Origin of the sequence: Amycolatopsis sp. lyj-23, from assembly GCF_046549135.1 — a bacterium.
Taxonomy (GTDB): Bacteria; Actinomycetota; Actinomycetes; order Mycobacteriales; family Pseudonocardiaceae; genus Amycolatopsis.
Map to the genome: position 1 here is coordinate 338,430 of NZ_JAJPWN010000002.1, position 16,614 is coordinate 355,043.

Sequence of the window (16,614 nt, forward strand, 5' to 3'; positions counted from 1 at the left end):
GGAGAGATCGTCATGGCGTCCGGAAACCGGCGAGCAGATCGGCCAGCTCGCCTTGGGCCAGGTCCACCCCGGTCACGTCGGCGGACGGCCAGCCGGCCGCCTCCGGTTCACGGCGGCGCTCGACGAGCGTCCGCACCAGGGCGACGCACCGGTCGGCGAGCGCGGCGGCGGTCGCCCGGGTGTGCAGCCGGTCGCTGTAGGACCAGGTGAACCGCAGCCGGCCTGCCAGCACCATGGCGTCGACCTCCAGCAGGTACGGCCGCGGAGCGCGGGCGTCCTGGCCCGGCCCTTCCGACTCGGTGGCCGGCTCCCAGGGTCCGGCCCCGCCGAACCCGGCGTCCAGCCGGCCGAGGTAGTTGAAGCAGATCGCCGCGGACGGCAGGTCCGCCAGCCGCGCGGCCGCCGGGTCGCCGGTGCGCAGGTGGCGGATCAGGCCGTGGCCGAGGCCGCCCTCCGGCGTCTCGCGCAGGCGCTGCTTGACGTGCCGCAAGGCAGCCGCCGTGTCGTGCGGATCGGGGGCGAGCAGGACCGGGTACACGCTGGTGAACCAGCCGACGGTGCGCGAGACGTCCAGTGCGGCCCCGAAGTCCTCGCGCCCGTGACCTTCCAGGTCCACCAGCACCGAGGGCTCGCCCGCCCAGCCCACGATCGCGCAGCCGACCGCGGTCAGCAGCACTTCGTCGATGCGCGCCCGGTACGCCGCGGGCACCTCTCGCAGCAGGAGCCGGGTCGTGTCTTCGTCCAGTTCACGGGTCACCGCGGCGAGCTGCGCGCGGGTGTTGACGTCGTCGAGCCCCTCGTCCGCGCCGGGCAGCAGGTCCAGGGGGAGCCCGGAACCGGCCCCGGCCCGCGCGACGGAGAGCCAATGTCCGGTCTGCGCGCCGACCTCGTCGCTGTGCGCGTGCTGGGCGAGCGCCTGCGCCCAGTCCCGGAACGCCGCGGTCTTGGGCGGCAGCTCGACCGGGGCGCCGTCGCGTTCGCGGGTGTACGCGTGGGCCAGGTCCTCCAGCAGGATGCGCCACGACACCCCGTCGACCGCGAGGTGGTGCACCGCCAGCAGCAGCCTGCCCGGACGCCCGGCACCGAGATCGAACCACACGGCGCGCAGCAGCAGCCCGGCATCGAGGTCGAGGGTGCGCTGCGCGGCGGCTGCGCGGGCTTCGACCGCCGCGGTCTGCTCCTCCACCGCGACGGCGCCGAGGTCTTCGACCACGAGCAGCTGCGACGGCAGCCCGGCCAGGCCGGCCTGCTCCTGTGCCCAGCCGTCTTCGGTGCGCCGGAACCGCAGGCGCAGGGCGTCGTGGTGCCGGACGACGTGGTGCAGTGCCCGGTCGAGGGCTCCGGTGTCGATCGGCCCGCGAGCGCGGAGGAACACCGCCTGGTTGTAGTGGTGCGGTGCCGGGTGCTGTTCGGCGAAGAACGTCGCCTGGACCGGGGTGAGCGGCACCGGGCCGGTCACCACGCCTTGCTCGGCGCGAGCGTGCGCCGCGGGCGTGGCCGGGACGGCGGCCGCCGCCAGCGCCCGGACGGTCCGGTGGTCGAACACCTGCTTCGGGGTCACCGCCCAGCCCGCGGCCCGCATCCGGGCGACGACCTGGAGACTGACGATCGAATCGCCGCCCAGCGCGAAGAAGTCGTCCGTCGCCGCGACACGGGACACGCCGAGCAGCTCGGCCCAGACCTCGGCCAGCGCGCGCTCGGCGGCCGTCCGCGGCGGCTCGTGGTCCGCGTCCTCGGCGACGTCCGGCGCCTCGGGCACGGGCAACGCGGACCGGTCGAGCTTCCCGTTCGCCGTCAGCGGCAAGGCAGGCAGCGTGACGATGACGGCCGGCATCATCGACGCGGGCAGCAGCCGCGCCGCCGTCGCGCGGATCTCCGCCACGACGTCGCCGTCTTCCTCCGTGACGACGTAGCCGGCCAGCCGCGGTTCGTTCCGGCCATCGGCGCGGACGGCGACCGCCGCGGCACGCACCGCGGGGTGGGCGGCGAGCGCCGACTCGACTTCGCCGGGCTCGATCCGCACCCCGCGCAGCTTCACCTGGTCGTCGAGGCGGCCGAGGAACTCCAGTTCGCCGTCGGCGCGCAGGCGCGCCCGGTCGCCGGTGCGGTAGAGCCGATCACCCGGGGCGCCCCACGGATCCGGCAGGAACCGTTCGGCCGTCAGCCCGGGCCGGCCCGAATACCCGCGGGCCACCTGCGGCCCGCCGAGGTACAGCTCACCGGGCGCTCCGGGCGGCACCGGCGCGCCGGACCGGTCCAGCACGTAGACCCGGGTGGCACCGAGCGGACGCCCGACGGGGACGAGGGTGTCGTCCGCCTCGGCGAGGTCGCCCTCGAAACACGTGCTGTCGATGGTGGCTTCGGTGACGCCGTAGGAGTTGACGACGCGGGTGCGTTCGCTGCCGATCCGGGCGGCGGCCGCCCGGTCTCGGCCGGGCCACGCGTCCGCGCCGGAAACCAGCAAGCGCAGCGCGGGCAACCGGCCGCCGGCCTGCCGCACGGACTCGGCCACGTGACGCAGCACCACCGGCACGAACTCGGCCGCGGTGATCTCCTGCTCGTCCAGGAGGCGGGCGAGCGCGGGCGGGTCGAGCAGCAGTTCCCGCGGGCACAGGACGAGAGCCGCGCCCGAACCCAGCGCCCGGGTGACGTCGCCGGTGAACACGTCGAAGGTCACGCCCGCCATCTGCAGGTGCCGGTCCTCGGCGGACAACGCGTAGGCCCCGCGCCAGGCGGCCGCGGCGGCGCTCAGGTTCCGGTGGCTGACCTGCACGCCTTTCGGCCGGCCGGTCGACCCGGACGTGTGGACCACGTAGGCCAGGGTGTCGGGCGAGGTCCGCCCGGGCAGGTTCCCGGCGTCCTCGCCGCGGCCGGAGCCGGGGTGCACGACCGGCACCGGCGCGCCCTCCGGTGGCCGGCCGGACACGAGCAGGCGGATCCCGGCGTCGCCGATCAGCCGGTGGTTCCGGTCCGCCGGCGCGGCCGGGTCGAGCGGCACGTACGCCCCGCCCGCCTTGAGCACCGCCAGCATCCCGACCAGCAGCTCGGGGGAGCGGTCGAGCAGCAGCCCGACCCGCGCCTCCGGTCCGACGCCGTGCCGCCGCAGCACCCGGGCCAGCCGGTTCGCGCGCGCGTTCAGCGCACCGTAGGTGAGCTGCCGGTCGCCGGCCACCACGGCGACGGCGTCCGGCGTGCGTTCGGCGTGGTCCTCGACCAGCCGGTGCACCGGACGGTGCCCGGGTGCCGGCGAGACCGGCGGATTCCACCGGGTGAGCACGGCGCGTCGCGCCTCTTCGTCCAGAATGGACACTGCGGCGACCGGGCGCTCGGGGTCGGCGGCGAACCCGGCCAGCAGGTGCCGCAGCTGGGCGAGCAGCTGCCCGGCCGTCTCCGCGGTGTAGCGGCCGTTGTCGTACAGCAACGACAGCAGCAGCCGCGGCCCGGGCGCGGAGCTGAGCGTCAGCGGGTAGTCGGTCTGCTCGGCGGCGTGCACCTGACGCGCCTCGACACCGGTGAGGGCCCGGCCCGCCGCCTCGTCGACGGGGTAGTTCTCGAACACGACGATGCTGTCGAACAAGCTGCTGCCGCGCGGCACGGCACTGCACGCCTTCATCCGCACCAGCGAGCTGTAGGCGTTGCCCTGCATCTCCAGCAGGTCCTGGTGCACTTCGCGCAGCCACTCGCCGACAGACCGCGTCCGGGGCAGCCGTACTCGAGCGGGCAGCGTGTTGATGAAGAGGCCGACGATCGACTCGACGCCGGGCAGCTCCGGCGGACGGCCGGCGACGGTCACCCCGAAGACGACGTCGTCCTCGCCGCTGTGCCGGCTCAGCAGCACCGCCCAGGCGGCGTTCACCAGCGTGCTGGTCGTCACGCCGAGGCCGCGGGCGAATCGCGTCAGCTCCTCGGTCGTCGCTTCGGGGAGCCGGATTTCCGCCGTGCCGTACCCGTCGGAGGCACCAGGACGGCCGGTCGTTCGCGCCGGCAGCGGAGTCGCGGCGGCGAAGCCGCCCAGCCGCGCGCGCCAGAAGTCCTCCGCCGGGTCCTGGTCCCGCAACCACGCGATGTAGTCGCGGTAGGGCCGGGCCGGCGGGGCCGGGGCCGGGTGCGAGCCGTCCTTGCCCAGCGCTTCGTACCAGCCGAACAGCTCGCGCACGACCAGCGGCATCGACCAGCCGTCCAGGAGCAGGTGGTGGTGGGTCCAGACCAGTTCCCACTCCGCGTCGGCCACCCGGACGAGGGTGAGGCGAACCAGCGGCGGACGGCTGAGGGAGAACCCGCGTTCCCGGTCGGCGGCCAGGAATCCGGCCATGCGCTCGGCCTGCTCCGCGTGGTCGAGCGACCGCCAGTCGGCGGTGTCGACGGCCGCCGTCACGCCGTGGTGCACGACCTGGAGCGGGCGGTCCAGCCGGTCCCAGTGGAAAGACGTGCGCAGCGCCGCGTGCCGGTTCAGCACGCGTTGCCAGGCCGCGCGGAACCGGCGGGGGTCGAACCTGCCGGTCAGCCGGGCGGCCATCTGCACCACGTAGGATCCGGCGCCTTGCTCGCGGACCGTGTGGAACAGCATGCCTTCCTGCATCGGCGAAAGCGGGTAGATGTCCTCCACCGGGCCGCCGGCCGCGGCGGCGACCCGGTCGAGCGCGGCCTGATCCAGTCCGGCCAGCGGGAAGTCGGCGGGCGCGAGCGCGTCGCCGGACCCGGACCGGGCCGCCGCGAGCAGCGCGAGCAGGTGCGCGCGGAGCGCGTCGAGCAAGCCGGCCACGGTCTCGCGCCGATGCCGGGCGCCGTGCGTCACGGTGATCCGGAGCCGGCCGCCGGCGACCAGCGCGACCACGTCGATCAGGTACGGCCGCGGCGTGTCCGGTGCCTGGCCGCGCCCGGTGTCCTCTTCGGCGGGCAGCCACGGCGAGTCGCCCGCGAAGGACTGGTCCACCTGCCCGAGGTAGTTGAAGCACACCGCCGGGCCCGGCAAGCCCCGCAACCGCTCGGTCGCGGCGTCGGTGCGCCCGAAACGCAGCAGCCCGTAACCGAGGCCGCCGTCGGGCAGCGCGCGGATCGCTGCCCGGACGTTGCGCAACGCGGTCCGCGGCGGACCGGCGACCGGCAGGACGAGCGGGTGGATCGCGGTGAACCAGCCGACCGTCCGGGTCAGGTCGGCGGACCGGGAATCCCGGCCGTGGCTTTCCACGTCCACGACCGCCCGGTCGCTTCCGGTCCAGTCGCAGAGCGCGCGGCCGAGTGCGGTCAGCAGCAGCTCGTGCGCGCTGGCCGGACCGGCGGACCGGAGCACCTCCTCGGTGGTGGCGGGGTCCAGCGCGGCGGTCACGGACCCGGCGGCCGCATAGGTGTCGGCTGCCGGGTCGACGTCGACGTCCGTCGGCACCTTCTGGTTCTGCGCGTCGACCAGGACGTCCGTCCAGTAAGGAAGCTGGGCTTCGGTTTCGGCGTGGCCTGCCTGCTCGGCCGAGTCCGCCGCCCAGTCCCGGAACGCGGTGGTCTTCGCCGGGAGCGCGAGCGGCGCGCCGCGCAGCGCCTGGTGGTAGGCGGTGGCCAGGTCCTCCAGCAGGATCCGCCACGAGACGCCGTCGACGGCGAGGTGGTGGGCGACCAGCAGCAGCCGTTCGCTGCCGGCCAGTCTGATGTGGACGGCGCAGAGCAGGCAACCCGCGGACAGGTCGATGCCGGCGTGCGTCTGGGCAGCCACCGACGCGATCGCTTCGTCTTCGGCTTCCGCGCCGGTCAGGTCGGCGACGGCCACCTCGGCCCGCGCGGCACTGGACACTGCGGCGATGTCCAGCGTGGCACCGGACCCGACGCGCAGCCGCAGGGCGTCGTGGTGCGCGACCACTTCCCGGACCGCCGCCCGGAGGGCTTCGGTGTGCAGCGGACGGCGCGGCCGGACGAGCAGCGCCTGGTTGTAGTGCGCGGGTGTCGGCAGGTGCTGGTCCAGGAACCACTGCTGGATGGGAGTCGGCCGGACCGGGCCGGTGCCGGCGTTCCGGTCGCCGGGCCCGGTCGCCGCGGGGGCCGCCGCCTCGACGGCGGCCGCGAGCCCGCGCACGGTCCGGTTCTGGAACAGCATCTTGTGGCTGATCCGCAGGCCCGCCTTGGCGGCCTGGGTGATCACCTGGATGCTGAGGATCGAGTCGCCGCCCAGGGCGAAGAAGTCGTCGTCGCGGCCGACGCGGTCCAGCCCGAGCGCGGTCGCCCAGATACCGGCGATCGTGCGCTCGGCCGGCGTCGACGGCGCGGCGTAGGACACGGCCAGGTCCGGACGGTCCGCGCCGGGCGGCGGCAACGCGGCGCGGTCGAGCTTGCCGCTGGGCAGCGACGGGAACTCGTCGAGGACCACGAACGCGGCGGGCACCATGTAGTCCGGCAGGGCGCGGGCGCACGCCTCGCGCAGCTCGTCGGTGGTGACCCCGGTGCGCGCCACCGCGTAGCCGACCAGCCGCGGGGTGCCCGGCTGGTCTTCGCGCAGGACGACCACAGCGTCCGCCACGTCCGGCACACTGCGCAGCGCAGCTTCGACCTCGCCGGGCTCGATCCGGAATCCGCGTAGTTTCACCTGGTCGTCGAGCCGGCCCAGGAACGCGAGCGACCCGTCGGCGCGGAACCGCACCCGGTCGCCGGTGCGGTAGAGCCGTGCGCCGGGCGGGCCGAACGGATCCGGCACGAACCGGCCGGCGGTCAGCCCCGGCCGGCCGAGGTAGCCGCGGGCCAGGCCGGTACCGCCGAGGCAAAGCTCGCCGGGAACACCGATCGGCGAGGGGCGCAGGTCTGCGTCGAGCACATACGCGGTGCTGCCCGGGATCGGCCGGCCGATCCCGACGGGTGCCCCGGGCCGGCACTCGGCCATGACGGTGCAGATCGTCGCCTCGGTCGGCCCGTAGAGGTTGTGGAACCGGCGGCCGGGCGCCCAGCGGCGCACCAGGTCCGCCGAGCACGCTTCGCCGCCGACCGTCACGGTGGTCAGCGCGGGCAGTGCGGCGTCGGGCGTCACCGCCAATGCGGAGGGCGGCAGCAGCACCGTCGTCACCGCTTGCTCGTCGAGCAGCCGGAGCAGGTCGGGGCCGGGCAGCGGGCGCTCGCGCGGCGCGAGGCACAGCGTGGCCCCCGACGGCAGCGCCATGACGACTTCCAGCAGCGACGCGTCGAAGCTCAGCGACGCGTACTGCAGCACCCGGCTCCCGTGGCCGACGCCCAGCTCGCTCGCCTGTGCGCGGGCGAGTGCGGCGATGCCGCGGTGGGGGACCATCGTGCCTTTCGGCCGGCCGGTCGAGCCGGAGGTGTAGATGACGTACGCGAGGGTGTCCGGCGCGACCGGCGGCAGCGGGCTGTCGTCGCGTTCGGCGCGGATGGCCGGCCACCGCTCGTCGAGCAGGAGGACGTTCCGCTGCCCGGGCAGCCGGTCGAGCAGGTCGCGCCGGGAAAGCAGCAGGCGCGCCCGGCTGTCGTCGATCATGTACGCCAGCCGGTCGGCCGGGTACGTCGGGTCCAGCGGGAGGTAGGTGCCGCCGGCCTTCATGATGCCCAGCAGGCTGATCACGAGCTCGGGACACCGGTCCAGGCAGACGGCCACGCGGACGTCCGGGCCGACGCCCGCGGCCCGCAGGTGCTGTGCGAGCCGGGTGGCGCGGGCGTCGAGCGCGGCGTAGGTGAGCTGGTGCTCGCCCATCGCGACCGCCACCACGTCCGGCGTTCGCCCGGCCTGCGCCGCGACCAGCTCCGCGAATCCGAGGGCCGGGGCGGCGGGGGCCGGAGTGTGGTTCCACCGGCGGGTCAGCAGGTCGTGGTCGGCATCGGGCAGCAGCGGCACTTCGCGCAGCCGGCGGTTCGGCTCGGTGGTCAGCGCGGCGAGCGCGTCGAGCAGCACGACGGCGATGCGCTCGACGGTGTCCGGTTCGAACAGGGCGGTGTTGTAGATCAGGGTGCCGGTCAGCGAGTGCGGGCCTTCGACCAGGGCCAGCGCCAGGTCGAACTTCGCCGTTCCGTTGCCGGGCGCGGGTTCAAGCGGCCGCACCCGGACACCGGGCCAGTCGATCTCGGCCGAAGACACCCGCTGGTAGTCACAGCCGACCTGCGCCAGCGGCGCGTAGCTGGCGTCCCGCGCCGGGCGCAGTTCCTCCACCAGCTGCTCGAACGGCACGTCCTGGTTGGCGTAGGCATCCAGGCACGTCTCGCGAACCCGGGCCACCAGCTGGGCGAAGGTCGGGTCGCCGCCGAGATCGGTGCGCAGGACCAAGGTGTTGGTGAAGAACCCGATCAGCCGCTCGGCTTCTTCGGTGGGGCGCTGGCCGATCGGCGCGCCGACGACGATGTCGTCCTGGCCGCTGTAGCGGGACAGCACCAGCGAGAACGCGGCCAGCAGGGTCATGAACGGGGTGGCGCCGATTTCCCGGCTCACCTGGTGCAGCAGCTGGCGGACCGGTCCGGGGACGGTGAACGCGTGGCTCGCGCCGTCGAATCCCAGCTCCGGCGGGCGCGGGCGGTCGGTGGGCAGCTCGAGCAGGGCCGGCGCGCCGGCCAGGGTGCCGCGCCAGTACCCGAGCTGCCGGTCCAGCGTCTGACTGTCCAACCAGGACCGTTGCCAGAGCGTGTAGTCCGCGTACTGGAACGGAAGCCGCGGCAGGGCCGGCTCGCGGTGTTCACGGTGCGCGGTGTAGAGCTCGGTCAGCTCGGCCAGCAGCACTTCGAGCGAGTGGCCGTCGGCGATCGTGTGGTGCAGGCCGAGCAGCAGCACGTGGTCGTCGCCGGCCAGCCGCAGCAGACGCGCTCGGACCAGCGGCCCGGCCTGGAGGTCGAACCGCAGCCGGGCTTCGGCCGCGGCGAGCCGGCGCACCACCGCCTCGCTTCGGCCGGCGCCGAGGCCGCCGAGATCCACGACCGGCAGCGGCACCGCCGCGGGCGGGGCGATCACCTGCCGCGGGGTGCCGGTGCCGAAGGCGGTGCGCAGCGGTTCGTGCCGCGCGGCGATGGCGCTCAGCCCGGCGGCGACGGCGGCCACGTCGAGGGTGCCGGTCAGCCGCAGGCCGGCGATGATGGTGTTGAGCGGGCTGTCCGGTGCCCATTGCTCGAAGAACCACGCCCGCTGCTGCGCGAACGACAACGGCACTTCCGCCGGACGGTCCCGGGGGCCCAGTGGCGGCCGCTGGTCCGCGGTGGTGTCGCGGCGCGCTTCGACGTGCTCGGCGAGCTCCGCGACGGTGGGATGCTCGAACAGCACCCGGAGCGGCACGTCGACGCCGAACACCGCCCGGAGCCGGGCGTGGACCTGCGCCGCGATCAAGGAATGGCCGCCGAGCGCGAAGAAGTTGTCGTGCACGCCGACGTTCTCGACGCCGAGGAGCTGTTGCCAGACCCCGGCGACCACCTCCTGCACCGGTGTCCTCGGCGCGGCGGGTTCGCCGTTCGCGCACTCGCGGCCGGGCGCGGGCAGCGCGGCGGTGTCGATCTTGCCGTGCGCGGTCAGCGGGAACTCGTCCACGACGACGAAGTGGGCGGGAACCAGGTGGCCGGGGAGCCGCCGCGCCAGGTGGTCGCGCAGGTCGCCGGCCTCGCCGGTCGTGGTGAGATGGGCGACGAGCCGGCCGTCCCGGAGCCGGACGTGGGCGTCGGTCACCCGCGGGTGGGCCCGCAGTGCGGCCTCGATCTCGGCCGGTTCGACGCGGTGGCCGCGGAGCTGGATCTGGTCGTCGGCGCGGCCGAGGTAGACGAACGTGCCGTCGGGCAGTGCGCGAGCGAGGTCGCCGGTGCGGTACATGCGGGCGCCGGCCGTCCCGTGGGGATCCGGCACGAAGCGCTGGGCGGTCAGGCCGGGGCGCCGGAGGTAGCCGCGGGCGGGGCCGGCGCCGCCGACGTGGATCTCGCCGGTGCGGCCGGCGGACACCGGCCGGAGGTTGTCGTCGAGCAGGTAGAGGCGCAGGTCGGGGATGGGGCGGCCGATGACGCTGCCCGTGGCCGGGTCGAGGTCGGCCGCGCCGACCACGTGGCGGGTGACGTGCACGGTGGTTTCGGTGATGCCGTACATGTTCACCAGCCGCGGCCGGGACAGGCCGTGCCGTCCGGCCCAGTCGGACAGCCGGTCCGCGGGCAGGGCTTCGCCGCCGAAGACGACCGTGCGCAGGCTGGGCAGCTCGCCGGCGGCCTCGGCCAGCGGCAGGAACGCCGACGGCGTCTGGTTGAGCACCGTGACCGCCTGGCGGTCGGCCAGGACGGCGAACTCGGCCGGGGTGCGCCGGGTCACGTCGTCGACGAGCACCAGGCGGCCGCCGTGCGCCAGCGCGCCCCACAGCTCCCACACCGAGAAGTCGAACGCCGCCGAGTGGAACAGGCTCCACACGTCGTGCTCGCCGAAGCCGAACCACGGGCGGGTGGCGTCGAACAACCGCGTCGCGTTGCCGTGCGGGACCAGCACGCCCTTGGGCTGCCCGGTCGAGCCGGAGGTGTAGATGACGTACGCGAGGTCCGCCGGGTCGATCCGCGGCCGCACCGGCTCGGCTTCGGTGCCGTCCGCGACGACCACCGCCGGCCCGGCCGGCACCCGGTCCGCCGGCCCGCCGGTGGTGACGAGGACCGGGATCCGGCTGTCGGAGACCAGGTAGTCCAGCCGCTCCCGCGGATACGCCGGGTCCAGCGGCAGGTAAGCGCCGCCGGCGAGGTGACACGCCAGCACGGCGATCACCTGCTGCGGGCCGCGGTCCAGCAGCACCCCGGCGAGCACCTCGCGGCCGACTCCGGCCGACCGCAGCCGCTGTGCCAGCCCGGCGGCCCGGCGGGCCACGGCGCGGTAGGTGAGCTGCTCCCCGCCCCACACGAGGGCGACCGCGTCCGGCCGCTCGCGCGCCTGATCGAGGAAGCGCTCGACCAGTGACCCCTCGGCGGGCGAAACCTCCGCGGCCGGCGGGTTCCAGCTCGCGAGCAGCCTCGCTTCCTGCTCGGGCGGGAGTGCCGTGAGTGCGGCGACGGGGGCGTCCGGGTTCGCGACGAGCGCGGCCAGCAGGTGTTCCAGCTCGGCCAGCAGTGCGCCGGCACCCGGTTCGTCGTACTGGTTCCGCGCGTACACGAGCCGCAGAGCCAGCCGCTCGGCCGGTACCGAGACCAGGGTGAGCGGGTAGTGGGTCTGTTCGCGGAAGCTGACGTCTTCCACTCGCGGACTGCCGTCGGCTTCGGCGTGTTCGTCGAGCGGGTAGTTCTCGAAGACCACCAGGCTCTCGAAGAGCGGGCTGTCCCGGGGCGCTTCACTCCAGCGCTGCGCGTCCGCCAGCGGGGTGTGCTCGTATTGGCGGAGTTCGACGAACGCCTGCTGGAGATCCGCCAGCCACCCGGCGACGGCGCGCTCGCCGGTCACCCGCACCCGGACCGGGACGGTGTTGATGAACAACCCCACCATGTGCTCGGCACCGGCGAGCCCGGGCGGCCGCCCGGCGACGGTCGCGCCGAACAGGACGTCGGACTGCCCGCTGTGCCGCGCCAGCAAGAGCGCCCACGCGGCCTGGACGAGCGTGTTGACGGTGAGCCCGTGGCCGCGGCCGAGTTCGCGCAGCGCGGCAGTGGCGGGTTCGGACAGGTCCAGCCGCGCCGAGCCGGTGCCCTCGCTCGCCTCGGCGGTTCCGCTCGGCAGCGGGGTGGGTGCGGCGAAGGCGGCCAGCGTGGTCCGCCAAAACTCCTCCGCCTGCGCGAGGTCGAGTCCCCGGTACCAGGCGATGTAGTCGCCGAAGGCGGGTGCCGGGGCGAGCCCGGCGTCCCGGCCGGTGACCGCGGCCCGGTAGAGCGTCATCACTTCGCCGAACACCCGGGACCGCGACCAGCCGTCCAGCACCGCGTGGTGGTTGGTCCAGATCAACCGGTGTGCCCGGTCGCCGAGCCGTGCCAGGGTCAGCCGGAACAGCGGCGCCCGGGCCAGGTCGAAGCCGCGGGCCCAGTCCTGTCCGGCGAGCTCGGCGACGGCGGCGGTCTGCTCGGCCGGGTCGAGCCCGGTGAGGTCGGCTTCGGTCCACGGCAGTGTCACCTGCCGGTGCACGACCTGCCGGGCCTGCGCCTGCCCGGTCCAGCGGATCGCGGTGCGCAGGGCGGCATGCCGGTCGACGACCTCCGCCCAGGCGGCACGGAACGCCGCCGCGTCGAGCGCACCCACCAGCGCGCAGGACACCTGTTCCACGTAGGGGTCGGCGTCCGGTTCGTACAGGGCGTGGAACACCATGCCCTGCTGCAGCGGCGAGAGCGGGTAGATGCGCTCGATGCGGTGGTGCTGTCCGGTCATGCGTCCCCCTCGGCGGGCAGCGTCTCGAGTTCGTCCATGAGCTCGGCCAGGTCCTCCTCCGTGAGGCCGGACTCGGCGAAGCTGTCCTCCGGTTCCGCCCGGGCGTTCGTTCCGGTGCCGGCGGCGAGCTCGGTCAGGCAGTCCCCTGCCAGCGCCTCGATGGTCGGCGCGCGGTGCACCGCCGGGCTGTAGACCCAGGTCATCCGCAGCCGGCCGCCGAGCTCGACGGCCGTGATGTCGAGCAGGTACGGCCGCCGGCCTGCCGGGTCCGCGGTGGTGCCGAGCCGGTCGGGCACCAGCTCCAGCAGCCCGTCGCCGTCGGCGGCACCGGTGCCGCGGCCCAGGTAGTTGACCCGGATGGCCGGGCTGGGCAGCGCCCGCAGCCGCGCCGTGGCGGTGTCCGAGCGGAGGTGGCGCAAGACGCCGTAGCCCGTGCCGTCGGACGGAGCCGGGGCGGTTCCGTCCGCACTCAGCCGTACCGGGTGCATGGTGGTGAACCAGCCGACGGTGCGGCTCAGATCGACGTCCGGCCAGCGGACGTCCCGGCCGTGGCCCTCGACGTCCACGACGACCTGCTGCTGCCCGGTCCACTTGCCCAGCACCCGGCCGAGCGCGCCGAGCACGGCGGCGTGCACCGAAGCTCGCACCGAACGCCCGAGGAGGGCTTCGGTGGCCGCGGCGTCGAGTTCCACCGTGACAGCCCGGCTGTCGCCGTAGGTGGCCGCTCCGGCCGCGCGGTACTCGTCCCGCGGGATCCGGGTGGTGCGGGCCGCCGTCAGCAGGTCTGTCCAGTACGGGATTTCGCCGTCGTGGGCGTGCGCCCGTTCGGCCATTCGCATTGCCCACTGCCGGTACGAAGTCGTTTTGGCGGGCAGCCGGACGGGCTGACCGGCAGCTGCCTGTCGGTACGCGGTCGCGAGGTCTTCGAGCAGGATTCGCCACGACACACCGTCCACACCGAGGTGGTGGGCCACCAGGACCAGCCGCTGAGCGTCGCCGCCCCCGGCGAGAACGCCGTGAAGCAGGCAGCCGGATGCGATGTCGATGTCCTGCTGCGCCCGAACGACAGCAGGTTCGAGGTCGTCGGCGATGCTCAGCAAGTCGTGGCCGGCAGCCGGCGCGTTGTCCACCGTCCAGCCGTCGGCACCGAGGGTGAGGCGCAGGCGTAGTGCGTCGTGATGGGCGACCAGCGCGTCCAACGCGGTCCGCAGCGGCTCGGCACGCAGGGTTTGCCGTGGCCGCAAGCAGATCGTCTGGTTGTAGTGCGACGGGTCGGGCAGGCCCAGGCCGAGGAACCAGCGGTGGATCGGCGTCGCCGGGACCGGCCCGGTCACCGGTCCCTGCTCGGCCTCGACCGGAGCGGCCTCGGTCGCGCTCGCGGCGGCGAGCGCGGCGATCGTCGGGTGCTGGAACAACAGCGGCGGCGTCACCGCGATGCCGGCCTGGTTCGCGCGCGAGACCACCTGGATGCCCAGGATCGAGTCGCCGCCCAGGGCGAAGAAGCTGTCGTGGCGGCCGACCCGGTCGACACGCAGCAGCTCGGCCCAGATGGCGGCGAGCGTCTCCTCCACGGGCGACTGCGGCGGCGCGTACGCCGTGGCGCCGGCCGGTGCCGGTAGGGCCGCCCGGTCGAGTTTCCCGTTGGCAGTCAACGGGATCGCCTCGAGAGACACCAGCGCCGACGGCACCAGGTAGGACGGCAGGTGCGCGGTGCAGTGCGCCCGCAGGACGTCGGGGGCCGCGTCGGCGACGACGTACCCCACCAGCTGCGGCGCGCCGTTGCCGTCGCGGACGACGACCGTCGCGTCCTGGACGCCGGGGTGCCGCCGGAGCACCGCGGCGACCTCGGCCGGTTCGACCCGGTAGCCGCGCAGCTTCACCTGTTCGTCGTTGCGGCCCAGGAACACCAGGGTGCCGTCGCCGAGCCGGCGCGCCAGATCACCGGTGCGGTAGAGCCGTTCGCCCGGTTGCCGCGCGTGCGGGTCCGGCACGAACCGTTCGGCGGTCGCCCCGGGCTTGCCGAGGTAGCCGCGAGCCACCGCCGGACCGCCGACGCACAATTCGCCGCTTGTCCACAGTGGAGCGAAGGCGAGCCGGTCGTCCAGCACGTGCACCCGGGCGTGGGGGAGCGGCCGCCCGAGCGGCACCAGGCCGTCCGCCGCGGTGACCTCGTGGCTGAGCACGCCGACGGTCGTCTCGGTCGGGCCGTAGTGGTTGAGCAGCCGGCAGTCCGGCGCCAGCTCGCGCACCGCACGGACCAGGTCGGCGGGCAGCGCCTCGCCGCCGAGGACCAGACGCCGCTTCGGCAGGACCGCCGCGGGCCGGTCGCCGTCCAGCAGCGCACGCAGGTGTGAAGGCACGATCTTCAGGCAGTCCACCGGATTCCGGTCCAGGTAGCCGGCCAGCATCGCCGGGCTGTTGGCGGCTTCGCGGGACAGCACGTGCAGCGTGCCGCCGGTGCACAGCGACGGGTAGACGACGGTGTGCCCGAGGTCGGCGGCGAAGGTCGAGACGATGCCGTACCCGGCACCGGCGGGCAGGTCCAGCACGTCCGCGATGCCGCGCGTGTAGCGGGCCAGGCTGTCGTGGGTGACCGCGACGCCCTTCGGCTCGCCGGTGGAGCCGGACGTGAAGACGACGTAGGCGAGGTTGGCGAGGCGTGCCCCGCCGTCCGGGCCGGTCGCGTCCTCGTCCGCCGGCCGCGGGCCGGCTTGGCCGAAAGCGGTCGTGTCCTCGCCGTCCTCGGTCAGGACGTGGCGCACCCCGGCCTGTTCGAACAGGGACCGGCGGCGCGCCACCGGAAGATCGGCGTCGACGGGCACGTACGCCGCGCCGGACTTCAGCACGCCGAGCAGCCCGGCGACGGAACCGATGCCCCGCCCCGCCACCAGCCCGACCCGATCTTCCGGCCGCACGCCGGCCCGGCGCAGGCGGTGCGCGATCCGGTTCGCCCGCTCGTCGAGCTCGCGGTAGGTGAGCCGGTCGTCACCCGCGACGACCGCCGCCTGGTCCGGCCGCAGCGCTGCCTGCTCCTCGAACAGCGTGTGCACGCAGCGATCCGGGGCCTCGACGGGAGAAGCGGGCAGACCGTCGGCCGAGGCCCGGCGCGATTCTTCGTCCGGGGACATCGGCAGCGACCCGACGAGCGACTCGGGATCCGCCACCGCGGCGGCGAGCAGGCACCGGTACATCGCCGCCAACCGGCCCGCGTCGTCCGTCGTCAGCCGGGCAGTGTCGTAGTGCAGCGACAGCCGAAGCACCGAGCCGCCGAGTGTGCCGTCCAGCAGGATCGGGAACGGCTCGCGGTGGGCGACCGCCGAGGTCACCGGCCAACCCGGCTGGGCCGGCCGCCGCGTCCAGGCGAACGCGGCCCGCGCGACCGGCACCTCCTCGAACGCCGACGCGTCGAAGAACTCCTGGTTCGCCACCAGGTCCCGCGCCTGGCCGGCGACCGCGGCGACGGACTCGGCGAACGTCTGGGTCGCGGCTACCGCCGTCGCGTGCGGCAGCCACTGGGCGTACGGGCCGACCGCGTCGCGCATCTCCGCGTGCGGCCGGTTCGCCGCCGCCGTGGCGATCCGGACGACGCCGCCGGCCACGCGCGTCAGCAACGCCTGCCACGCCGCGGCGAACACGGCGTCGACCGGCCAGTTCCGTTCCTCCGCGCACTGCAGGACCAGCGCGGTGACGTCAGGTGCGAGATCGACCGGCACGGTGGCCGGGCGGAAGCCGCCCGGCGCGCCGGTTCGTTCCACGGGCAGCGCTTCGGCGGGCGGCAGCGCGGCGAGGTGCGTCCGCCAGAACTCCCGGCCGCCGGAGGTCTCCGGCGCGGTCAAGACGTCGTGCTGCCACTCGGCGGCGTCGGCGTACTGCAACGGTTCGTCCCGGGGCGGCCGGCCGTCGTAGCGCTCGCGGATCTCGGTCAGCAGGACGTGCAGCGACATCGCGTCGGCCGGCACGCCGGGCATGGTCAGCAGCAGCGCGGCCCGGGAACCCGGCAGCAGCACCAGATCGGCCAGGACGAGCGGATCGCCCGCGAGGTCGAACACCGTGCCGGCGCGCGCCCGCGCGAGGCCGCCCGCGTCGGTGCCGTCGTGGACCGCGTACGCCACGCGAGGTGTCGGCCGGATGACCTGAACGGGCAAGTCCATCCCCGGCGGCCGGTGCAGCACCGTCCGGAGTGCTTCGTGCCGCAGGCACACGCTGTCGACCGCGAGGCGCAGGCGTTCCGGGTCCGGGTGCCCGTCGATCTCGGCGAGCGCCTGAGCCGGGTGGACACCGCTGCGGTCGGCCTGCCGCACCAGCCAGGCGCGCTTCTGCTGTGGGGAGAGCCGGTAGCCTTCCATGGCCGC

Annotated in this window: 2 protein-coding genes; both read right to left on the bottom strand. The window is 74.8% G+C overall.

The features are described from left to right. Positions 1–10: 10 nt before the first annotated feature. The gene (locus tag ACLJPY_RS04360; RefSeq protein WP_410586699.1) at positions 11–12,262 is read right to left on the bottom strand and encodes an amino acid adenylation domain-containing protein; all 12,252 of its coding nucleotides are present in this window, start codon (positions 12,260–12,262) and stop codon (positions 11–13) included. Further along, positions 12,259–16,608, bottom strand: coding sequence for an amino acid adenylation domain-containing protein (locus ACLJPY_RS04365; RefSeq protein ID WP_410586700.1), 4,350 nt, complete (start codon positions 16,606–16,608; stop codon positions 12,259–12,261). The genes ACLJPY_RS04360 and ACLJPY_RS04365 overlap by 4 nt, the downstream gene beginning before the upstream one ends. Between the last annotated feature and the right edge of the window lie 6 nt (positions 16,609–16,614).

What these genes read in the sequence shown, in the direction of transcription:
- ACLJPY_RS04360 (WP_410586699.1), bottom strand. Translation starts at nt 12,262, where the DNA reads ATGACCGGACAGCACCACCGCATCGAGCGCATCTACCCGCTCTCGCCG.
- ACLJPY_RS04365 (WP_410586700.1), bottom strand. Translation starts at nt 16,608, where the DNA reads ATGGAAGGCTACCGGCTCTCCCCACAGCAGAAGCGCGCCTGGCTGGTG.